This window comes from Amycolatopsis minnesotensis (genome assembly GCF_039529815.1).
In the GTDB taxonomy this organism is placed as follows: Bacteria; Actinomycetota; Actinomycetes; order Mycobacteriales; family Pseudonocardiaceae; genus Amycolatopsis; species Amycolatopsis minnesotensis.
Genome location: NZ_BAAANN010000014.1, coordinates 129,630 through 149,315, shown reverse-complemented (window position 1 = coordinate 149,315; position 19,686 = coordinate 129,630). Strand labels below are relative to the sequence as shown.

Below are 19,686 nucleotides of genomic sequence, written 5' to 3'. Positions count from 1 at the left end.
GATCACCGGGTGTTTCGCCAGCGGGGAGGTCAATTCTGGATCTCGTCACGACGGCAACGGGCCGTCGGGAAAAGACGGGAGAAAACAATGTTTGATACGAATGCGAACCGAAGCCCGCGCAACACCCTTCCGTTCCGGAAAAGCACCTACAGCGAAGGCGGCGACTGCGTCGAGGTGGCTGCCGCCGGCGGCTTGGTGCTGATGCGCGATTCCAAGGATCCCGACGGCCCGGTACTGAGGTTCACTCCCCGGGAGTGGGACGCGTTCGTGGGCGGGGTGCTGGCCGGCGAGTTCGATCTCGGCTAGCGACCCCGTTGGACGACCGGGTGGTGTCGCGGCCGATCGGCCGCGGCACCACCCGCGCCGGTCATCCGGCGGCGGTGATCTCGGTGGTCAGCCCGCCGAGGAACCGGCGTGCCTCGTCGCCGAAAACCGCCATCTGGCGGAGCAGCAGCCACCGTTGGCGGTAGAGTTCGATGCCCTCCGGGGCGTTGACGGTCACCTTGGCGTGAATGGTTTCGACTGACACGGTGGCGTCCTGTTCCTCGTCGTCACCGTCGTAGACGACGAAACCGTGCGACGTGAACGTGACGGCCTCGACGTCGTGCGGGATGAGCCCGATGGACACGTTCTCCAGCGTGCTCACCGAGGCGATCCGGTCGAGCTGGGCCAGCAGCAGCCGCGGCGGCCCAGGGCGCCAGCGCAGCGCCGCCTCGGTGATCAGGAATTCGAACCTCCGCTCCGGCTCGTAGAGCGCGAGTTGCCGGTGCAGCCGCGACGCCACGGCGGCCGTCAGGTCGTCCGGCGAGTAGGGCACTTGAAACAGCGAGCACACCTTCCTGGCGTACTCGGCGGTCTGCAGGAGGCCGGGCACCACGGAGGGCTGGAACACGTGCACCGCGCGCGCCGTGGACTCCTGCTCCTGGATATCGTCCTGAAGGTGGCCGCGCCGCTGCAGGGCGGCCCGCCAGGGGTGTACCTCGGTGTAGGCCGCCTCGGTCAGCGAAACCAGCTTCTCCTGAACGTCAACCGACACTCCGAGTTCCTTTCCCCAGGCGATCACTTCCGGCAGGGACGGGACCGTGCTGCCGGACTCGATCCGCGACACCTTCGACTGGCTGATGCCGATCCGGCTCGCGAGATCGCGACCGGACCTCCCTTCGAGATCGCGCAGCCGCCGGAGCTCGGCCGCGAGCGCCTGCCTGCCCGCCGACACCGGCTCCCTGTCACCCGCGGCGATATCCATAGCTCCACACGCTTTCCGTCACCCATCGGTCATGCGTGACCCGGTACGATTCAGAGTGAACCAGGGTTGTCGTCACTCGTCAAGCCTAACGGGTTACACCGCTTGGCCCTGGCATCCTCCTGCCGTGTACTCAAGGCAGCGATCTTGTCACTCTCAGCTCAGAATTTTCACTACGATCTGATTTGATTCGCTATGATTCATCGGAGGAGGGTCTCGATGCGGATCATGTGCAGCGTCTCGCTCGTCGGCAAGCTCATCGCCGCCGCCTTCGTACTCGGCCTCGTACTGGGTGCGCTGCTGGCTTACTGACCCGCGTCCGCCCGTTCAGGCCACGAGGGCGACGCTTGAGCCGCTGCGGGCCTTGTGCACGCGCAGGCGGGTCGGGATCCGCTGCCGCAGTTCTTCCACGTGCGAGACCAGGCCGACGACCCGGCCGCCGGCGCGCAGCTCGTCCAGGATGTTCATGACCTGGTCGAGCGTCTCCGCGTCGAGCGTGCCGAAGCCTTCGTCGACGAACAGGGTGTCGAGCAGCGCGCCGCCGGTTTCGGCCGCGACGACGTCGGCGAGGCCGAGCGCCAGCGCGAGCGAGGCGAGGAAGGATTCGCCGCCCGACAACGTTTTCGCGGGCCGGACAGCGCCCGAGTAGTCGTCGAGGACGTCTAGGCCGAGGCCGCCGCGCGTGCCCCGCGAGCCCGCCGCGTCCGAGTGCACGAACGAGTACCGGCCCTGGCTCATCGAGCGCAGGCGCGCGGTGGCCGCGAGCGCGACTTCTTCGAGCCTGGCGGCGAGCACGTACGAGCGCAGTGACATCCGGCGCGCGTTCTGCCCCCTGCCGTTGACGACGTCGGTGAGCGCGTCCAGCTCGGCGAACTCGGCTTCGGCGGGCGCCAGCTCGTCGAGCGTGAACTCCAGCTTCTCGGTCAGCGTCGACAGCTCCGTCGAACGCGCTGTCGCGGCTTCGAGGATCGCGAACGCCGCTCGCGCCGCCTCGCGCGCCTCGGCCGCGGCCTCGCGCGCCGCCTCGACGTCCACTTCGGTTTCCGGTGCCACGCCGGCGAGTTCGGGTTCGGCGAGCACTCCGCGCGCTCGCGCTTCCTCGGCGGCGAACTCGCTGATGCGCTTTTCGAGATCGGCGATCGCCTCCGCGGACCTCGCGGCCGCCTGGACGTCCTCGACACCGGAGAACTCCGCCTTTTCCAGCGCGGCGCGCACGACGGCGCGCTGCTCGTCGAGGCGTTCCTCGGCGGCGAGCCTGCTGGTGCGGGCTTCGGCGAGCGCGTCGAGCGCGCCCACCACGCCGGTCAGGTGCGCTCGGCGTGCGGCGACATCGCGATGCTCACCCCGTGCGGTTTCGAGGCGTTCGCGGCGCTCGGCGATCGTCGTGGCCAACGCTTCGCGTTCGGCTCGGGCCGTCGCCACCGCGCCGTCCACGGCACGGCGCCGGGCCGACAGCCGCTCGGCTTCGGCCTCGGTCGTGGTGATCAGCTCGGCCAGCCGCGTCTTGTCCTTCGCGAGCCCGGCCAGTTCCCCTGCCTCGGTCTTGGCCTTCGCGTGCGCCGCGGTCAGCTCGTCCGGCGACTGCGCGCGCAGCCGCTCGTGCAGCACGGCCACCGCGTGCTCGGCTTCGGTCTTCGCGGCCTCGGCCTTGGCACGGGCGGCTTCCGCGCGCGCTTCTGCCTGGTCGGCGAGGTTTTCCTGCCGCTCGTCGACCTGGTCGCCGGACGGGGCGGCGGGCGCGGGATGCTCGGCGGAACCGCAGACCGGGCAGTCCTGGCCGGGCTGGAGGCCGCGCGCCAGCTCGGCGGCCATGCCGTCCAGCCGCAGTTCGCGCAGCCGCAGGCGGTGCTCCCGTGCGGTCTGATGCCGATCGACGGCGGCGCGCAGCGCCTCCTGGGCGGTGGTCAGACTCGCCTGCGCGCCAGGCAGCTTCGCGGCGTCGGCGACCAAACCGGCCAGCTCGGTTTCCTTCGCCCGAACGCCTTCGAGCTTGGCTTCGGCTTCGCCTGCCGCGATCCACCGCTCGCGCAGCGCGGTCAGCTTCGCGGGCGACGCCTCAAGCTGCGCGGCCACTTCGGCGGCCTCGCCCGTGGAAGTCTTCTCGACCTGCTGGAGCCTCGCGACCTCGCGTTCGTCCTCACGCTGCCGATCGGCTTCGGCGACGAGCCCGGTGAGCGCACCCGCTTCTTCGCGAAGGCCGCCCGCCAGCTCCCGCAGCCGTTCGAGCGGGGCGCTGTGTTCCTCGAAACCCAGCTCGGTCAAAGCCTGCTCGCGCCGTTTCTCGGTCTCGAGTGCTTGCCGCGCCTGCGTTTCGAGCCGCGCCGCGCGTCCGGCCTCGTCGAGCACCGGCAGCGCCCGCGTCGCGGCCGCGACCTGCGCCGCCCAGCCGTCGCGCGCTTCGCGCCGCGCCTCCAGTTCGGTGAGCTTCGCCCGCGCCGCGCGCACCCGCTCCACCCGGCGCGCCGCATCGGTCCGGACGGCGAGCAGCTCGTCGGCCTTCTTGCTCTTGGACCTCGCCAGGCTTTCCGCCTGCTCCGCCGAGGACACCGCGTCCTTCGCCACGCTGAGCAGTTCGGCCACCCATTCGGAATCGGCGTTGTCCGGGATCTCCCGGCCCGCCGCCTGCGCGAGGCGGGCGACCCACTCCCGGACGGACTGCCGCTGGTTCTCCAGCGCGCGGCCCCGCTGGGTGCGCCGTTCCCGGAACCAGCGCTCCACCTTGGCGAAGCGCTCGGTGCCGAACAGCCGCTCGAGCAGCTGCTCGCGCTCGGTGGTCTCGGCGCGCAGGAACCGCGCGAACTCGCCCTGCGGCAGCAGCACGACCTGGAAGAACTGCTCGGCGCTCATGCCGAGCAGGTCCTGCACGGTCCGGCCGACCTCGTCGATCCGGATCAGCCCCTCCGGCGCGCTGCCGTGCGGCGGATCGTCCAGCCAGGTCAGCGAGGCCTTCGCGTGCTCGGTCGTGGTCCCGGTGCCGCGCCGCTTCGGCCGCTGGTACTCCGGCCTGCGCACCAGCCGGAACCGGTGGCCCTGCACGGTCAGCTCGAGCGCGACCTCGGTGGGCGTGTGCTCGGTGGCGAGATCGCAGCGCAGGCGCTTCACCTGGCCGCGCGCGCCGGGCACGACCCCGAACAGCGCGAACGCGATGGCATCGAGCAGGGTCGTCTTCCCCGCACCGGTGTCGCCGTGCAGCAGGAACAGGCCGTCCGCACCGAGGGCGTCGAAGTCGACGACCTCGTGACCGGGATAGGGCCCGAAGGCCGCCACCTCCAGCCGGTGCAGTCTCATTCCTCTTCTTCCCGTCCCGACGCCTCTAGCGCTTCCGTGAGCAGGTCCTGTTCACGGTGGTTGGGCACCTCCCCCCGGGTGTCGGAGAGGAAGGTCTCCGCGATCTCGGAGTCCGATCGCCCGCGTACTGCCTTCGCGTACCGGAGCGCCGTGGTGGTGCCGCCGCCCTCAGGCTGCCAGTCGAGGTGCACAACGTGTGGGAAGCGCGCCCGAAGAGAGCGCATTCCGTCCACCGGGCGGACCCGGTCGGTCAGCGTGACCGACAGGTAGCACTCCACGACCTGCTCGAAAACGGGCTCCTCGAGCAGCTCGTCGAGCTTGCCGCTGACCTTCGCCAGCCGTCTCGGCACCGGCAGCTCGCGGCGGCGCACCTCGCCGAGGCCGTCCGCGTCGATGTCGACGAGCCAGACCGCCTTGCGCTGCGCGGCTTCCTGGAACGAGTACGCGAGCGGGCTGCCCGAGTACCGCAGGTGCGGCGCCAGCACCTGCGGCCCGTGCAGGTGGCCGAGCGCGACGTAGTCGACGCCGTCGAACACCGCCCCGGGCACCTGTTCGACGCCGCCGACCGCGATCGTGCGCTCCGATTCGCTCGGCGCGCCACCGGTGACGAACGCGTGCGCGAGAACGACGGACCTCGTACCCGGCTCGCGAGCGGCCAGGTCTTCGCGGACCCGCCGCATGGCCTCGGTGAGCACGCCGGTGTGCCCGCGCGCCTCCGGCACGCCGAGCGCGTGCCGCGCCGGTTCCGGCTCCAGGTAAGGGATTCCGTAGAACGCGACGGTGCCGTGCCGGTCTTCGACGAGCACCGGCTCGTGCAGCCGCGCGATGGTGGTGCGCAGGTGGAGCCCGCCCGCGGCGGCGAAGTCCGCGAACGCGCCGAGGCGCGGCGCGGAATCGTGGTTTCCCGAGGTGAGCACCAGTCGCGCGCCTGCCGCGCGCAGCCTGCCGAGCGCGGCGGTGGCCACGCGCACCGCGTCGGCCGAGGGGACCGCGCGGTCGTAGATGTCGCCGGGCACGACGACGACGTCCACCGCCTCGTCGACCACGAGATCGGCGAGGTGGGACAGGATCGCCTCCTGGTCGGCAAGGAGTTCCGCGCCGTGGAAGGTGCGGCCGACGTGCCAGTCGGAGGTGTGCAGGACTCTCACGCCGCCCAAGCTAGAGCCCCGCACCGACAACTCCGCGCACACCCCCGGCTACAGTCACTCGAACGAGGAACCGTTGGGGCGTCTGGGTCCCTGAAGGATGCTGCCGCGGAGATCGAGTGCGCTGACGCCGCGAAGGGCACCTTCAGGACATCAGCCCTCCGCACGCCCGCGCTGTGAAGGCCGAGAACGCGGCGTCAGATTCCCCGAAGGCGTCCTTCGGGGAATGAGTGCGCTCCTCGCCCGGCGAGCGCCCGCGGACGAGACGCGCCCATCGGGTCACCATGACGGCTGGATGCCGTGAAGGCCGCCTTCGGGGGCCACGCAAGGGAATCGCCCACTTCGTGCGGCACACCGCGCGCGAACGGACGGCACCTTCGGTGCCGGACGGGCGGCGCGTCCGCCGGTTTCTGTCGGACCCCTGCGCCAGAATGCGGTGAAGGTCGACGGAGAAGGGGTGTTTCCAGTGGGTTCGGCGGTGTTCGGCACGGCGGCGGTGGTCGTCGCGCTGGCGCTGATGGTCGCGGTGTTCCTGTTGTGGCGGCTGTACAACGACAGCCTCCGCAGGGCCGACGCGGCGGCGCGCCAGGTCGATGTCGAGCGGTCGCGGGTGGACCAGCAGCAGGCCGCGCTGCGCCGCTACGAGGTCGCGTTCGCGTCCATCAGCGGCCGCGGCGAACTCGGCGAGCAGGTGCTGGTGGAGACGGCGCGCGCGCTCGGGCTGCGCGAAGGGCTGCACTTCACGCTGCAGACCGATCTCGCGGGCGGCGGTGCCGCGAAACCGGACATGGTGCTCAGGGTCGCCGACGACCGGTCGGTCCCCGTCGACGCGAAGGCGAGCATGGCGTGCTGGGCCGAGGCGGTGGAGACGAACGACGCGGACGAGCGGATGGACGCGCTGCGCGTGCACGTGCGCAACCTGCGCTCGCGCGCGGCCGAGCTGGCGGGCAAGGGGTACCAGCGGTGGGCGGACGCGATCTACGGGACGATCATGTTCGTCCCGTCCGACGCGGCGGTCGTCGCCGCGCTCGACACCGATCCCGAGCTGCTGCGCTGGATGATCGACCGGCGGGTGTTCCTGTGCGGGCCGACCGGGTTCGCCATCGTCGCCTCCGCCGCGATGTTCGCCGCGAGCGACCGCGCGGTGATCGAGGACGTCGAACGGGTCCGCGCCGGTGCCGCGTCCGCGCACCGCGCCGCGGGCGGCGCCGTGGACGCGCTCAACCTGTCCAGCACGCACCTGCAGCGCTTCGTCTCGGCGCGCCGGCGCGAACTGGAGGCCCTCGAAAACTTCCGAGCCGCGGTGGCCCCGCTCACCGAGGCCGCCGCGAGCCCGGCTCCGGTGCCCGAGATCAGGAGGGGGGACGAGCTGGCGGCCGGTTGAACGGAGAACTTCACACGCACCCGATTTGCCCGGGTCCCCGGCGCGGTCCGGCGTCCAGCCGAAAAGGTTGAGACCACCTGGCCGAGTGTTGTGTTTCGCAACTTCACGGCAGTGGTAGCCGCAACGCGTCCTGAACGGGATACGGTGTTCTCTCGTGACCGCCATTCGCGATCGCCGGAGCGATCCAGACGCCGACGGTGTCCCGGTACCTTGGGACGTCCGTCCCATCGTCGGCGCCAGAAGAGGTCTGCCCTGGTGGGGCGCGGTGCTGCTGGCGTTCGGCCTTGCCCTCGTCGGCGCCGTGATCGACCTCAAGTTCTCCGGCAGGCCCGACCCCGGGCCGCTCTTCTACGTGCTCTACGTGCTCGGGTCGGTCGGCGGTGTCGCCGCAGTGCAGCGGCGCGGCCTGTTCGGGCCGATGGTGCAACCGCCCCTGGTGCTGGCGGTGAGCGTCCCCGGCGTGATCCTGCTGGTCGTCGGCGCCCCGAACAGCGGGCAGAGCGACGGCCTGTCGAAGGTCCTCCAGGTCGGGTCGCCGCTGATCAACGGCTTCCCGATGATGGCCATCACCACGGTTATCACGCTCGGGCTCGGGATCTGGCGGATGTACCGCGAGCGCGACCCCGAGGCGGTCAAGGCGAAGGAGCGCGCGGAGGAGCGCGCCCGTGAGCGGGAACGCGCCGAGGGCGCGAAGGGCCCCCGCGGCGGAGCACCGCCCACCCGAGGGCCCCGTCCCGCCGACGGCCGCACCACCGGGCCGCAGCGCAGGCCGATGCCGCCGGAGGGCGCGCCACCTCGGCGCCGTCCTCGCCCGGAGGACGCCGACCGCAGGCGCGACCCGGACGCGCGCAAGACCCCGCCCCCGCCTGGACGCGGACAGAAACCGCGGGCTCCCCGCCCCGAGGACGCGGACCGCAGGCGCGGCGCCACCGGCGGCACTCCCCGCACCAGGAAGCCACCGCCACCGCAGCGCGGCGGCAACCCCAACCCCAACCCCAACCCCGACGCCCCCCGTCGCGGCCCCCGCCGCCCGCCGAGGACGAACCGCCCGTGGGACGACGAGGGCTGACCCCCGCACGCTGCAGTCAGCGGGCTGAACGTCGTCAGCGGCCGGGACGCCGGAGGCACCAGCGTCCCGGCTCCCGCGCGCAGTTAGCGGGCTGAACGTCGTGGGGCGCCGACCACCCGGCAGGACCGGCGTGGCCTGCGGTTAGCGGGCTGAACGTCGTCAGCGGGGTCCGTGCCGGGGAGGTCAGCTCTTGGTGCGCAGCTCACGCGGCAACGAGAAGGCGATCTTCTCGTTCGCGGTGGTGATCTCGTCGACGTCGCCGTAGCCGCGCTCGGCGAGCCAGTCGATCAGCTCCATCACGAGCACGTCCGGCACCGAAGCGCCACTGGTGACGCCGACCGTGGTGACGCCGTCGAGCCAGGCTTCGTCGACCTCGCGGGCGAAGTCGATCAGGTGCGAGTCGCGGGCGCCCGCCTGCAGGGCGACCTCGACGAGCCGCTTCGAGTTGGACGAGTTCGTCGAGCCGACGACGAGCACGAGATCGCATTCCGGCGCCATCGCCTTGACCGCGACCTGCCGGTTCGACGTGGCGTAGCAGATGTCGTCGCTCGGCGGGTCCGCCAGGTTCGGGAACCGCTCGCGTAGCTGGTCGACGCGCTCCATGGTCTCGTCGACGCTCAGCGTGGTCTGGGACAGCCAGATGACCTTGGACGGGTCGCGCACGTTCGCCTTGCCGACGTCGGCCGCGGTGTCCACGAGCTGCACGTGCTCCGGAGCCTCACCGGCGGTGCCCTCGACCTCCTCGTGGCCTTCGTGGCCGATGAGCAGGATGTCGTAGTCGTCCTTGGCGAACCGGTTGACCTCCTTGTGCACCTTGGTCACCAGCGGGCAGGTCGCGTCGATCGTGCGCAGGTTCCGCTCGGCGGCCTCGGCGTGCACCGCGGGCGAAACGCCGTGCGCGGAGAACACCACGAGCGCGCCTTCCGGCACCTCGGAGGTCTCGTCGACGAAGATGACGCCGCGCTCGCGCAGGGTGTCCACCACGTGCCGGTTGTGCACGATCTCCTTGCGCACGTACACCGGCGGGCCGTAGAGCTCGAGCGCCTTCTCGACCGCGATCACCGCCCTGTCGACGCCGGCGCAGTAGCCGCGTGGCTTCGCGAGCAGCACGCGCTTGCGGGGTTCGGGGGTGGCCGCGGGCTCGGTTCCGGGACTCGCTGCACTCATGCCCCCCAGGGTACGGCCACCGGTCGTGTGCGGCGGGTCACGCGCCCTGCGCCGAATCGCCCATTCGGTTGGGCAGGATGGCGCCGGTACGGCACGCTAGTCATCATGAAGCCTCTCCCGCTCCCCCTTCGCGTAGCCGCCGGGCTCGCCGTCACCACGGCAGAGCGGGTGCGCGAGCTCCCGAAGCAGGTCGCCGGGTTCCCGGTGACCGTCGCGAGCCAGGTGCTGCAGTTCTCGATGCGGGTCCAGCAGCACGTCACCGAGCTGGCCATCAAGGGTGACGACGCGCTGTCGTCGCTGCGCCCCGTCGAAGACACCCCGAGCTGGGCGACCTTCGACGAGGACGTCGAGCCGCCGGTGAGTTCCGTCACCGAAGAGCCGGAAGAGCCGGAAGAACCCGAGGTGCCCGCGGCGACCGCGTTCCCGGTGCGCGCGCAGACCGTGAACGGCAGCCATCCCGGCGCCGCCGACCCGTGGGCCGCCGAAGAGCAGGCGCTCGCCGAGGCGCAGGGCGACGGCCCCGCCGGGATCGCCCAGTACGACGACCTCACGCTGCCCCAGCTGCGCGCCCGCCTCCGGCGGCTGTCCGCGGAACAGCTAGAGGAGCTGCTCACCTACGAGCGCGACCACGAGAACCGCCCGTCGTTCATCGGCATGCTCGCCCGCCGGCTCGGCAACGTGCAGCGCGAGGGCACCGAAGGCACCGAAAGCACTGAAGGCACTGAAGGCGCCGGAGACTCCGAAGGCGCCGCTGCCGAAGACGAAGACCGGTGACGGCGCCGAAAGACGGTTCGAGCCCGGACAACGCGTGGCCGGTGCGCACGGTGGCGCGCAAGATCGCGGACTGGGTGCACCGGCTCGGCACGGTGTGGGTGGAGGGCCAGGTCACCCAGATCTCCGCGCGACCGGGCACGTCGACGGCGTTCCTGACACTGCGCGACCCCTCCGCCGACGTCTCGATGACGGTCACCTGCCCCACCGGCCTGCTCCGCTCGGTGGAGCCGCCGCTGCGCGACGGCGCGAGCATCGTGGTGCAGGCGAAGCCGACGTTCTTCCTCGGCCGCGGCACGATCAGCCTGCGCGCCACCGAGATCCGGTCGGTCGGCATCGGCGAGCTGCTCGCGCGGATCGAGCGGCTGCGCAAGCTGCTCGGCGCCGAGGGCCTGTTCGCGCGCGAGCGCAAGCGCAGGCTTCCGTTCCTGCCCAAGGGAATCGGGCTGATCACCGGCAGGGCCTCCGCCGCGGAACGCGACGTGCTCGTGAACGCGCACGCGCGCTGGCCCTCGGCGCGGATCCAGGTGCTCAACACCGCCGTGCAGGGCGTGCAGGCGGTGCCGCAGATACTCCGCGCTCTGTCCACTTTGGACCGGGATCCCGGTGTCGAGGTGATCGTGATCGCGCGCGGCGGCGGCAGCGTCGAGGACCTGCTGCCGTTCTCCGACGAGGCGCTGTGCCGGGCGGTCGCCGCCGCGGGCACCCCGGTGGTGAGCGCGATCGGGCACGAGCCGGACACCCCGCTGCTCGACCACGTCGCGGACCTGCGGTGCTCGACGCCGACCGACGCCGGCAAGCGCATCGTGCCCGACGTCGCGGAGGAGAGCCAGCGCGTGCGGCAGATGCGGGACCGCGGGCGGCGGGCGCTGCACGGCTGGGTGGACACCCAGCGCAGGCTGCTCGACCAGATCCGCAGCCGCCCGGTGCTGGCGGACCCGTTCGCCCCGATCGAGCGGCGCCACGACGACATCGGGCGCCACCGCGAGCACGGCAGGCGCGCGATCCTGTCCACCCTATCGAGTGAACAATCGGCGCTGGCCTCGGCGAGGGCGCGCCTCACCGCGCTCGGACCTGCCGCGACGCTCACCCGCGGCTACGCTGTCGTGCAATTTTCCGACGCCGGAGGCAACCTCAAGGTGCTCCGATCGGTCTCTGAAATCGAGGACGGGACGCCGCTGCGCGTCCGCGTCGCCGACGGCGCGGTCACCGCGACGATCACGGGTGTCGAAGAGGGTGAAGGGCGGTAGCGATGCGAGCCACCAGCACGGCCGCGTTCCTTCCGCTCACCACGCAGGCCGCCGCCGGAGCGCGCGCGAAGGAAGTGCTCGTGATGGCCCAGGAGACGGAGTCGGCGGCCGCCGACTGCTGGGCGGCGCTGCTCGCCGGGTGCGAGGGCGCGAGCCGGTGGGGCCTGGACTCGCGCCTGCGGCGGCTGTCCGAAGCGACCTCGCGGCACGTCGGGTCGCGGTGGTGGTTCGCCGAGGGCGCCAGCCACCGGCTCCGGGTCGCCCGCGCGCAGGCCGAGGTCGAGGACGCGATCTCCGAAGGCGACGGGAGCGAGTTCGCCAGGGCGTTCGTCGGGTACGACCACGCGATGGCGAGCGCGGTAGTGTGCGCTGGGTCGCCGGGCACCGAGCCCGCCGAGACCACCGCGCGTTCCCGGCCGGAGACCACTCCACCGAAGACGACCACGGGTGGACGGCACCGGCGGCGCACCTGACCCGAACGAGCGTGGAGCCGCAGAGCGTGAGCGAACCGAGTACCGAAACCGCCGAACTCGGCTACGAGCAGGCCCGCGACCAGCTCGTCGAAGTGGTCCGAGAGCTCGAGGCCGGCGGCCTGTCGCTCGAGCAGTCGCTGGCGCTGTGGGAAAAGGGCGAGCACCTGGCGAAGGTGTGCGAACGGCATCTCGAAGGGGCCCGTGAACGCATCGAAGCGGCGCTGGCGTCGGTCGAAGAGGACGCCGGGAACGACGAACAGTGACGCTCACCATGACCGCCGGTAGCGCGCCGGGCGGCGGGGATCTGAGAGGATTGTGCCCCGCCGAGCCAAGTTGACTCCAGGAGGCACCATGTCCAGTGGCAGCCCGTCCACCAGCGCGCCCCGCCGCAAGGAAGCCCCTGACCGCAACCTCGCGATGGAACTCGTCCGGGTGACCGAGGCGGCCGCGATGGCCGCGGGCCGCTGGGTCGGCAAGGGCGACAAGATCGGCGGGGACGGTGCCGCGGTCGACGCGATGCGCCAGCTGGTGTCGACGGTGTCGATGAACGGCGTGGTGGTGATCGGCGAGGGCGAGAAGGACGAAGCCCCGATGCTCTACAACGGCGAAGAGGTGGGCAACGGCGACGGCCCCGCCTGCGACGTCGCGGTGGACCCGGTCGACGGCACGACGCTGATGGCGAAGGGCATGCCGAACGCGCTGGCGGTGCTCGCGGTCGCCGAGCGCGGCGCGATGTTCGACCCGTCCGCGGTGTTCTACATGGAAAAGCTCGCGGTGGGGCCGGAGGCGGCCGGGCTGGTCGACCTGTCCGCGCCGATCGCGGAGAACATCCGCCGGGTGGCGAAGGCGAAGCAGAGCGGCGTCTCGGACGTCACGGTGTGCGTGCTGGACCGGCCGCGGCACGAGCAGATCGTCAAGGAGATCCGCGAGGCGGGCGCGCGGATCCGGTTCATCTCCGACGGTGACGTCGCGGGCGCGATCGCGGCGGCGCGGCCGACGACCGGCGTCGACATGCTGCTCGGGATCGGCGGCACCCCGGAGGGCATCATCGCGGCGTGCGCGATGAAGTGCCTCGGCGGCGAGCTGCAGGGGCGGCTGTGGCCGAAGGACGACGCCGAGCGGCAGAAGGCGATCGACGCCGGGCACGACCTCGACCAGGTGCTCACCAACGACGACCTGGTGCGCGGGGACAACGCGTTCTTCTGCGCCACCGGCGTGACCGACGGCGACCTGCTGCGCGGCGTGCACTACCGCGCGGGCGGCGCCACCACGCAGTCGATCGTGATGCGGTCCAAGTCCGGCACCGTCCGGCTCATCGACGGCTACCACCGTCTCGAAAAGCTTCGCGCGTACGCGTCGGTCGACTTCGACGGCAAGCTCGACGAGGACCTCGACGACGACGTGCTGCCCCCACTGCCCTGAGTTTTCCGAGGAGGACCGGAAAGATGCGTGCCCGGATGGTCGCGACGGCGTTCGCCGCGCTGCTCGCGGGTGCGGCTTCGCCAGCCGTGGCGGCGCCCGCGATCGTCGGCGGTGCCGCCGCCGACCAGAGCTACCCGTTCATCGTGTCCTTGCAGAACAACTCGGGCAGACCGTTCTGCGGCGGCTCGCTGATCGCGCCGGACTGGGTGGTGACCGCGGCGCACTGCGTCAAGGACAAGAGCCCGGCGGCGCTGACCCTGCGGGCGGGCAGCAACGACCACACCCAGGGCGGCGAGGTCGTGACCGCGGCGAAGATCGTGGCGAACCCCGGCTACCAGAGCAACCAGGCCGGTGGGGACATCGCGCTGGTGAAGCTCGCCGCGCCTGCCGCGGCGGCACCGGTCGCGGTGGGCACCGCGGCGGCCGTCGGCACGAAGACGCGGCTGCTCGGCTGGGGCCAGACCTGCCCGACGCAGGCGTGCGGCCAGGATCCGGTGGTGCTGCAGCAACTCGACACCTCGATCGTGGAGCCGTCGCGGTGCGTGGCGGACTTCGACGAGGCGCACGAACTGTGCACCGACAACCCCGGCGGCACCGCGGGCTCGTGCTACGGCGACTCCGGCGGGCCCGAACTGGTGCGCGCGGACGACCGCTGGCAGGTGCTCGGCGTGACCAGCCGTCCGGGCAACGACGGTGACACCTGTGCCAGCTCGCCGTCGATCTACACCTCCGCGGTCGCGTATTCGGGCTGGCTCAACGACACCGTGAAGGCGGGTTAGCTCACTCGACGTTGCTCGAATGGCCGGGGAAGAGGTGCGCCTCGGGGTTCAGGGCGACCGCGATGTTGTTCACCGCGGTGGCCGCTTCGCCGAAGCCGGTGGCGATCAGCTTGACCTTGCCCGGATAGGCGGCGACGTCCCCGGCGGCGTAGACGCGGTCGCGCGCGGTCGCCATCGTCGAGTCGACGCCGATCGCGCGGTGGTCGATCTCCAGGCCCCAGTTCTCGATCGGGCCGAGATCGGCGGTGAACCCGAGCGCGGCCACAACCGCTTGCGCCGGAAGGGTTTCCGCACCCGAGTTCTTGACGTCGACGACGACTTCGGCGAGCTTGCCGTCGCCGTCGTCGCGCATTTCGACGACCTCGGCGTCGGTGATGACCCTGGTGCCGAGCCCGGTCACCTCGCGCACGATCGACTGCGCGGCGCGGAACCTGGCCCTGCGGTGCACGATCGTCACGCTCGCCGCGACCGGGTGCAGCGCGAGCGCCCAGTCGAACGCCGAGTCCCCGCCGCCGACCACGACGACGTGCTGCCCGGCGTGCGCGTCGAGCGCCGGCACGAAGTGGACCATGCCCCGGCCGAGCCAGCCGTTGCCCGCCGGCAGCGGGCGCGGGGTGAACTCGCCGATGCCCGCGGTGATCAGCACCGCGCCCGCGTGGATCACCTCGCCGCCGTCGAGCGTGACGTCGAGGCCGTCGCCGCTGGTGGCGAGCCCTTCCGCCTTGCGGCCGAGCAGGTACTTCGGGTCCCACTGCGCCGCCTGCTCGACGAGCCCCTTGACCAGGTCCCTGCCGCGCACGGCGGCGAACCCGCCGACGTCGTAGATCATCTTCTCCGGGTACATCGCGGTGACCTGGCCGCCGGGTTCCGGCAGCGAGTCCACCACGGCCGTGGAAAGGCCGCGGAATCCCGCGTAGTAGGCGGCGAACAGGCCGGTTGGCCCGGCACCGACAACGAGTAGGTCAACCTCGGGCGAGCTCATGCTCACCGTCCTTCCGCCAGTGGTGGGTGGCGTGATCGGGAACACAGCCGATCCTAGCCCTGGCGTGGGGGACGCCACGGCGCGAACCACCGCGAGCTGGGACAGACTGGCGTCATGGCTGAACAGGAATACCGGATCGAACACGACACCATGGGCGAGGTCCGCGTCCCCGCCGGCGCGCTGTACCGCGCCCAGACGCAGCGCGCGGTCGAGAACTTCCCGATTTCCGGCCGTGGCCTGGAGCGCGCGCAGATCCGCGCGCTCGGCCTGCTGAAGGCCGCCGCGGCCAGGGTCAACGCGCGGCTCGGCGTGCTCGACGCCGAAATCGCGGGCGCGATCGCCACCGCGGCCGACGAAGTCGCCGAAGGCGCGCACGACGCGCACTTCCCGATCGACGTGTTCCAGACCGGTTCCGGCACCTCGTCGAACATGAACGCCAACGAGGTGATCGCCACCCTCGCGACGCGCGCGCTCGGCCACGACGTGCACCCGAACGACCACGTCAACGCGTCGCAGTCGTCGAACGACACCTTCCCGACCACGATCCACGTCGCCGCGACCGAGGCCGTGCTGACCGACGTGATCCCCGCACTGGACCACCTCGCCATCGCGATCGAAGCGCGCGCCGCGGACTGGGCCGACGTGGTGAAGTCGGGCCGCACGCACCTGATGGACGCGGTGCCGGTGACGCTCGGGCAGGAGGCAGGGGCGTGGGCCGCGCAGGTCCGGTTCGGCATCGAGCGCCTGCGCGCCGGGCTGCCGAGGCTCGGCGAACTGCCGATCGGCGGTACCGCGGTGGGCTCGGGGCTGAACGCGCCGGACGGGTTCGGCGCCGCGGTCTCCGGGGAACTGGCGAAGGTGACCGGCCTGCCGTTGACCGAGGCCCGCAACCACTTCGAGGCGCAGGCGACGCAGGACAGCGTCGTGGAGACGTCCGGGAACCTGCGCGCGGTCGCGGTTTCGCTCAACAAGATCGCGAACGACCTGCGCTGGCTGGGTTCCGGGCCGCGCACCGGGCTCGGCGAGCTGGCGCTGCCCGATCTCCAGCCCGGTTCGTCGATCATGCCGGGCAAGGTGAACCCGGTCATCCCCGAGGCCACGCTCCAGGTGGTGGCGCAGGTGATCGGGAACGACGCCGCGGTCGCGTTCGCCGGCGCGCAGGGCAACTTCCAGCTCAACGTGAACCTGCCGGTGATCGCCCGCAACGTGCTCGAATCGGCGCGCCTGCTCGCCGCCGTCTCGCGGCTGCTGGCGGACAAGGTGTTCGAGGGCATCACGGCCAATGTGGACCGTGCGCGGGAATACGCCGAGGGGTCGCCGTCGATCGTGACGCCGTTGAACTCCTACCTCGGCTACGAGGAAGCCGCGGCCGTCGCGAAGCAGGCGCTGAAGGAGCTGAAGACGATCCGCGAGGTGGTGCTCGAACGCGGGCACGTCGAAAACGGCAAGCTCACCGAGGCCCAGCTCGACGAGGCGCTCGACGTGCTGCGCATGGCCCGCGGCGGAAAGTAGCCCGCTGCGAACGGGCCCGCGAAAGTGCTTTCGCGGGCCCGTTTTCGCGTTCCGCGGCGCTAGCCCCGGTCGGCAGGGGTTGTGCGCAGGAACCGGCTCAAGATCAACTTCAGCATGGCCCGCTCGGCGGCGACGTCCAGGTCGGGATCCATGTTCGCCCGGCTGAGCAACGCGTCGACGAGTGCGGCCATCCAGTTCGCGGCGCTGCGCGGCGGGATCGACGGGTCGATCAGGCCCGCGTCGGCCGCGCGTTGGACGAGCACTTGGAGCCCGTCGCGCGTGGCGGCTTCGTTGCGCCGGATCAGCGCCGCGAACTCCTCATCTCGCGCGGCCTGCGCGGCGACTTCGAGCACGAGCCGGACCACGGCCGGTTCGGTGATCTCGGCCGTGAGCTGGTCGACGGCCTCGAACAGCGCGGCGAGGGGGTCCTCGGCCCGCGCCGCCTCGCCGAGGTAGCCCGCCGTCCGTTCCCCGTCCTCGGCGAAGATCGCGGCGAACACCGCGCGCTTGGTCGGGAAGTAGTGGAACAGGCTTCCCGAGGAGATCCCGGCCGCGCGGCAGATGTCCGCCGTCGTCGTCTTCTCGAAGCCCTTTTCGGCGAAGCAGCCGGCGGCCGCGTCGAGGATGGCCAGTCGTTTCGCCGCGTGCTTCGCCGGGTCGACCGTCCTCATCGTTCCGCGGGCGGTTCGTCGTGCCAGGGAAAGCCGTGCCCGCTGAAGCCCTTCGCCAGCGCGGCCTCGGACAGGTCGGTCTTCTCGCGGACCAGTTCCTTGCCATCGGCGCCGAGGAGGACCAGCTCCTTGTCGTCCTTGAACACCGCGGTCAGCCTGGCCTCGATCCGGCGCTTCTTCTTCCCCCGCTGGAGCCGGACGCTGCCCGGCGAGACGATGACGATCAGCCGCTGCTCCGCCCAGACCGCGGCGAACAGCCAGCCCGCGACGAGCCCGAGCGCGAGCAGGCCGGCCAGCCCCCACGGCTTCGGGATCTCGAGCAGCGCCTGGAACGGCTTCTGCCACGGGAACCACGTGACCGTCACCGCCCAGTTCGCGATGCCGTAGAGCCCGGCACCGAGGGCGGCGCCGATCAGCGGGCACCCGAACCACGAGCCGCGGCGCAGCCACACCGGCTCGTCGATGGTCATCTCCATACCGGCTATTATTAAACCGCCCGCTCGGTTTATCAAACCCGGGGTGCGCCGTGCGTCGGCGGGGACGGGCTGCCGCATTCCCCTTGTGCGTGGCGGACAACTAGCCGCGGCCCGCCAGCAGGAGTTCGACGCCGTCGAGGATGCGGGCGAGGCCGAACTCCAGCGCGTTGTCCCCCGTTCCTTCCTCGGCCGCTGATCCGAAGGCGGCGGTCAAGGCCGGGAAGCGCGTCTCCCGGCCGCGCAGGATCGCGCCGATCCCGGTCGCCATGGCCGCTTCCGGGCCGTCGGGGACCGCGGCGGCCTGCTGCGCGATGCCGCGGACGTGCCCGGCCAGCGTCGCCGCGACATCGAGGCGTTCCCCGCCGCCCAGCCCCGTCCCGTCGAGCGCGGCGACGGCCTGTTCCATCCAGTCCAGCTCGTGGGGGCCGAGCACGCGCGCGCCGACGGTGGCCCCGAGCGCCCACGGATGGCGGTGGAACCGGCCGAACAGGTGCAGTGCCCATTCCGTGAGGCAGGCCCGCCAGTCATCGGCCTCGTGCCGCGGCGGCGCCCCGATCCCCCGGTCGACCATCAACGCGACCAGCTCGTCCTTGCCTGGCACGTAGCGGTACAGCGCCATCTTCGTCACGCCGAGCGCGTCCGCGACCCGCTGCATGGTCACCGCGGCCAGCCCGTCCGCGTCGGCGATCCCGATACCGGCACCGGCGATCGCGTCCAGCGTCAGGGTCGGCCTCGGCCCGCGCTTCGGCGCTTCCCCCGCCCCCCAGAGCAGTGTCATCAGATCCGCCATACCCACTCCTTGTCCGCGTCACCGAACTGTGTCTATAGTAAACTGTATCCATTGGACACAATTAATGGGGTGGATCATGAGCCTGCACGGCTTTCGCGTGCTCGTTTCCGGGGCCGGGGTCGCCGGGCCCGCGGCGGCGTACTGGCTTTCGCGGTACGGCGCCGAAGTGACCGTCGTCGAAGTCGCGCCCGCACTGCGGACCAGCGGTTTCGCCGTCGACTTCCGCGGACCGACGCATCTCGGCGTGCTCGGGAAGATGGGGGTGCTGGACGATCTGCGCGCGGTGCGGACCCACGGCGGCGCCATGCGGTGCGTCGACGAGCACGACCGGAAGATCTTCGAGCTGCCCGCCTCGTTCGCGGGCGGCGACCTCGAAGTGCACCGGCGCGACCTGTCGCGGGTGCTGTACGAGCACAGCGCGCCGCGGGCCGGGTACGTGTTCGGGGACAGGATCACCGCGGTGGACGAGGGCGCCGACGGCGTGCGCGTCGATTTCGCCCGGTCCGCCTCGCGCGTGTTCGACCTGGTCGTCGGCGCGGACGGGCTGCATTCGGGCGTGCGCCGCCTGGTGTTCGGGCCGGAAGCGGGGTTCGTGCGGCACCTCGGGTACCACCTCGCGGGCTGGGACCTGCCGAACGAGCTTGGCCTCGGCGCCACGGCCAAGCACTACAACGAGCCGGGGCGCATGATCAGCGCGAGCGCCGGCCTCCGCGATCCCGGCGTGGCGGGCGTGCTCGCGGTGTTCGCCTCACCGCGGCTCGACTGCGGCTGGCAGGACCTGGACCGGCAGAAAGAGATCATCGCCGACGCGCTCGACGGGATGCGCTGGCACGCGCCGCGCCTGCTCGACGGGCTTCGGGACGTCGACGAGCTGTACTTCGACTCGGTCAGCCGCGTCGAAGTGCCGCACTGGACGACCGGCCGGTTCGCCCTGCTCGGTGACGCCGCGTGGGGCCTCACCTTCGGCGGCATGGCGGTCGGCACCGGTGTCGTCGGGGGTTACGTGCTCGCGGGAGAACTCGCCGCGGCGGGCGGCGAGCACGCTACGGCGCTGGCGGCCTACGAGCGCCGGATGCGGGGCTACGCCACCCGGTGGCGGCGCGGCGCGGGACCGGGCCGGTTCCTCGCGCCGGGGACCGCGACGGGGCTGCGCGTGCGCAACGCGCTGTTCGGGAACCGGCTGGTGCAGCGAATGCTGGTCTCGGGCACCAAATCGCTGGCCACGAACGACGCGCTCCCCGAGTACGCGGCCTGAACCGGCTCG

The 19,686-nt window shown here is 71.8% G+C and carries 19 protein-coding genes; 11 read left to right on the top strand and 8 right to left on the bottom strand.

Annotated features, from left to right (window positions below; translation table 11 throughout):
* Positions 1-87: 87 nt before the first annotated feature.
* On the top strand, positions 88-306 hold the full coding sequence (locus tag ABD256_RS19430; protein ID WP_344420316.1) for a DUF397 domain-containing protein: 219 nt from the start codon (positions 88-90) through the stop codon (positions 304-306).
* Positions 307-367: 61 nt separating this feature from the next.
* On the opposite strand, the gene ABD256_RS19425 is transcribed toward ABD256_RS19430, so the two are convergent.
* The 3 genes from ABD256_RS19425 to ABD256_RS19415 form a co-directional block, all read right to left on the bottom strand.
* Positions 368-1,246: a helix-turn-helix domain-containing protein gene (locus ABD256_RS19425; RefSeq protein ID WP_344420313.1), complete on the bottom strand. Its 879-nt coding sequence runs from the start codon at positions 1,244-1,246 to the stop codon at positions 368-370.
* 324 nt (positions 1,247-1,570) lie between these two features.
* Positions 1,571-4,531 (bottom strand): AAA family ATPase, encoded by a 2,961-nt coding sequence (locus tag ABD256_RS19420; RefSeq protein ID WP_344420311.1) that lies wholly within the window; start codon positions 4,529-4,531, stop codon positions 1,571-1,573.
* Positions 4,528-5,679: an exonuclease SbcCD subunit D gene (locus tag ABD256_RS19415; protein WP_344420308.1), complete on the bottom strand. Its 1,152-nt coding sequence runs from the start codon at positions 5,677-5,679 to the stop codon at positions 4,528-4,530. Before ABD256_RS19415 ends, ABD256_RS19420 begins: the two co-directional genes overlap by 4 nt.
* Positions 5,680-6,193: 514 nt before the next feature.
* On the opposite strand from ABD256_RS19415, the gene rmuC reads away from it, so the two are divergent.
* Together rmuC and ABD256_RS19405 are read left to right on the top strand one after the other, a co-directional pair.
* The gene (gene rmuC, locus ABD256_RS19410) at positions 6,194-7,060 is read left to right on the top strand and encodes a DNA recombination protein RmuC (protein ID WP_344420526.1); all 867 of its coding nucleotides are present in this window, start codon (positions 6,194-6,196) and stop codon (positions 7,058-7,060) included.
* Between the two features lie 154 nt (positions 7,061-7,214).
* Complete coding sequence (locus ABD256_RS19405) at positions 7,215-8,129, top strand: DUF6542 domain-containing protein (RefSeq protein WP_344420305.1); 915 nt, start codon at positions 7,215-7,217, stop codon at positions 8,127-8,129.
* A 183-nt stretch (positions 8,130-8,312) separates the two neighbouring features.
* Here ABD256_RS19405 and ABD256_RS19400 read toward each other — a convergent pair whose 3' ends face one another.
* Complete coding sequence (locus ABD256_RS19400; protein ID WP_344420302.1) at positions 8,313-9,296, bottom strand: 4-hydroxy-3-methylbut-2-enyl diphosphate reductase; 984 nt, start codon at positions 9,294-9,296, stop codon at positions 8,313-8,315.
* 105 nt (positions 9,297-9,401) lie between these two features.
* On the opposite strand from ABD256_RS19400, the gene ABD256_RS19395 reads away from it, so the two are divergent.
* The 6 genes from ABD256_RS19395 (at position 9,402) to ABD256_RS19370 (ending at position 13,991) form a co-directional block, all read left to right on the top strand.
* A complete protein-coding gene (locus ABD256_RS19395) occupies positions 9,402-10,070 on the top strand; it encodes a lipid droplet-associated protein (protein ID WP_344420299.1) in 669 nt (222 codons plus the stop codon).
* Positions 10,067-11,317, top strand: coding sequence for an exodeoxyribonuclease VII large subunit (xseA, locus tag ABD256_RS19390; protein WP_344420296.1), 1,251 nt, complete (start codon positions 10,067-10,069; stop codon positions 11,315-11,317). Before ABD256_RS19395 ends, xseA begins: the two co-directional genes overlap by 4 nt.
* 2 nt (positions 11,318-11,319) lie before the next feature.
* A complete protein-coding gene (locus ABD256_RS19385; RefSeq protein WP_344420293.1) occupies positions 11,320-11,790 on the top strand; it encodes a hypothetical protein in 471 nt (156 codons plus the stop codon).
* A 26-nt stretch (positions 11,791-11,816) separates the two neighbouring features.
* Positions 11,817-12,053, top strand: a complete 237-nt coding sequence (locus tag ABD256_RS19380) for an exodeoxyribonuclease VII small subunit (RefSeq protein ID WP_344420290.1) — start codon at positions 11,817-11,819, stop codon at positions 12,051-12,053.
* A gap of 88 nt (positions 12,054-12,141) precedes the next feature.
* Complete coding sequence (gene glpX / locus ABD256_RS19375) at positions 12,142-13,212, top strand: class II fructose-bisphosphatase (RefSeq protein ID WP_344420287.1); 1,071 nt, start codon at positions 12,142-12,144, stop codon at positions 13,210-13,212.
* Between the two features lie 23 nt (positions 13,213-13,235).
* Positions 13,236-13,991, top strand: a complete 756-nt coding sequence (locus ABD256_RS19370) for a S1 family peptidase (protein WP_344420284.1) — start codon at positions 13,236-13,238, stop codon at positions 13,989-13,991.
* Position 13,992: 1 nt separating this feature from the next.
* Here ABD256_RS19370 and ABD256_RS19365 read toward each other — a convergent pair whose 3' ends face one another.
* Entirely contained in the window at positions 13,993-14,973 is a 981-nt protein-coding gene (locus tag ABD256_RS19365) for an NAD(P)/FAD-dependent oxidoreductase (protein WP_344420281.1), read from the bottom strand.
* Between the two features lie 114 nt (positions 14,974-15,087).
* Between ABD256_RS19365 and ABD256_RS19360 the strand changes: the two genes are divergently transcribed.
* Positions 15,088-16,485, top strand: coding sequence for a class II fumarate hydratase (locus tag ABD256_RS19360; protein WP_344420278.1), 1,398 nt, complete (start codon positions 15,088-15,090; stop codon positions 16,483-16,485).
* A gap of 59 nt (positions 16,486-16,544) precedes the next feature.
* Here the strand turns inward: ABD256_RS19360 and ABD256_RS19355 are convergent, their stop codons facing one another.
* From ABD256_RS19355 to ABD256_RS19345, 3 genes are all read right to left on the bottom strand, one after another.
* Complete coding sequence (locus tag ABD256_RS19355; protein WP_344420275.1) at positions 16,545-17,156, bottom strand: TetR/AcrR family transcriptional regulator; 612 nt, start codon at positions 17,154-17,156, stop codon at positions 16,545-16,547.
* A complete protein-coding gene (locus ABD256_RS19350; protein WP_344420272.1) occupies positions 17,153-17,632 on the bottom strand; it encodes a YqeB family protein in 480 nt (159 codons plus the stop codon). Before ABD256_RS19350 ends, ABD256_RS19355 begins: the two co-directional genes overlap by 4 nt.
* A 100-nt stretch (positions 17,633-17,732) precedes the next feature.
* Complete coding sequence (locus ABD256_RS19345) at positions 17,733-18,422, bottom strand: TetR/AcrR family transcriptional regulator (protein ID WP_344420269.1); 690 nt, start codon at positions 18,420-18,422, stop codon at positions 17,733-17,735.
* Between the two features lie 76 nt (positions 18,423-18,498).
* Between ABD256_RS19345 and ABD256_RS19340 the strand changes: the two genes are divergently transcribed.
* The gene (locus tag ABD256_RS19340; RefSeq protein WP_344420266.1) at positions 18,499-19,677 is read left to right on the top strand and encodes an FAD-dependent monooxygenase; all 1,179 of its coding nucleotides are present in this window, start codon (positions 18,499-18,501) and stop codon (positions 19,675-19,677) included.
* Positions 19,678-19,686 lie beyond the last annotated feature (9 nt).

Excerpts from the sequence above, each read along its gene's own strand:
- ABD256_RS19340 (WP_344420266.1), top strand. The coding sequence starts at position 18,499 with ATGAGCCTGCACGGCTTTCGCGTGCTCGTTTCCGGGGCCGGGGTCGCC.
- glpX (WP_344420287.1), top strand. The coding sequence starts at position 12,142 with ATGTCCAGTGGCAGCCCGTCCACCAGCGCGCCCCGCCGCAAGGAAGCC.
- ABD256_RS19400 (WP_344420302.1), bottom strand. The coding sequence starts at position 9,296 with ATGAGTGCAGCGAGTCCCGGAACCGAGCCCGCGGCCACCCCCGAACCC.
- ABD256_RS19420 (WP_344420311.1), bottom strand. The coding sequence starts at position 4,531 with ATGAGACTGCACCGGCTGGAGGTGGCGGCCTTCGGGCCCTATCCCGGT.
- ABD256_RS19425 (WP_344420313.1), bottom strand. The coding sequence starts at position 1,246 with ATGGATATCGCCGCGGGTGACAGGGAGCCGGTGTCGGCGGGCAGGCAG.
- ABD256_RS19345 (WP_344420269.1), bottom strand. The coding sequence starts at position 18,422 with ATGGCGGATCTGATGACACTGCTCTGGGGGGCGGGGGAAGCGCCGAAG.
- ABD256_RS19360 (WP_344420278.1), top strand. The coding sequence starts at position 15,088 with ATGGCTGAACAGGAATACCGGATCGAACACGACACCATGGGCGAGGTC.
- ABD256_RS19385 (WP_344420293.1), top strand. The coding sequence starts at position 11,320 with ATGCGAGCCACCAGCACGGCCGCGTTCCTTCCGCTCACCACGCAGGCC.
- ABD256_RS19430 (WP_344420316.1), top strand. The coding sequence starts at position 88 with ATGTTTGATACGAATGCGAACCGAAGCCCGCGCAACACCCTTCCGTTC.
- ABD256_RS19370 (WP_344420284.1), top strand. The coding sequence starts at position 13,236 with ATGCGTGCCCGGATGGTCGCGACGGCGTTCGCCGCGCTGCTCGCGGGT.
- ABD256_RS19355 (WP_344420275.1), bottom strand. The coding sequence starts at position 17,156 with ATGAGGACGGTCGACCCGGCGAAGCACGCGGCGAAACGACTGGCCATC.
- ABD256_RS19365 (WP_344420281.1), bottom strand. The coding sequence starts at position 14,973 with ATGAGCTCGCCCGAGGTTGACCTACTCGTTGTCGGTGCCGGGCCAACC.
- ABD256_RS19395 (WP_344420299.1), top strand. The coding sequence starts at position 9,402 with ATGAAGCCTCTCCCGCTCCCCCTTCGCGTAGCCGCCGGGCTCGCCGTC.
- ABD256_RS19350 (WP_344420272.1), bottom strand. The coding sequence starts at position 17,632 with ATGGAGATGACCATCGACGAGCCGGTGTGGCTGCGCCGCGGCTCGTGG.
- rmuC (WP_344420526.1), top strand. The coding sequence starts at position 6,194 with ATGGTCGCGGTGTTCCTGTTGTGGCGGCTGTACAACGACAGCCTCCGC.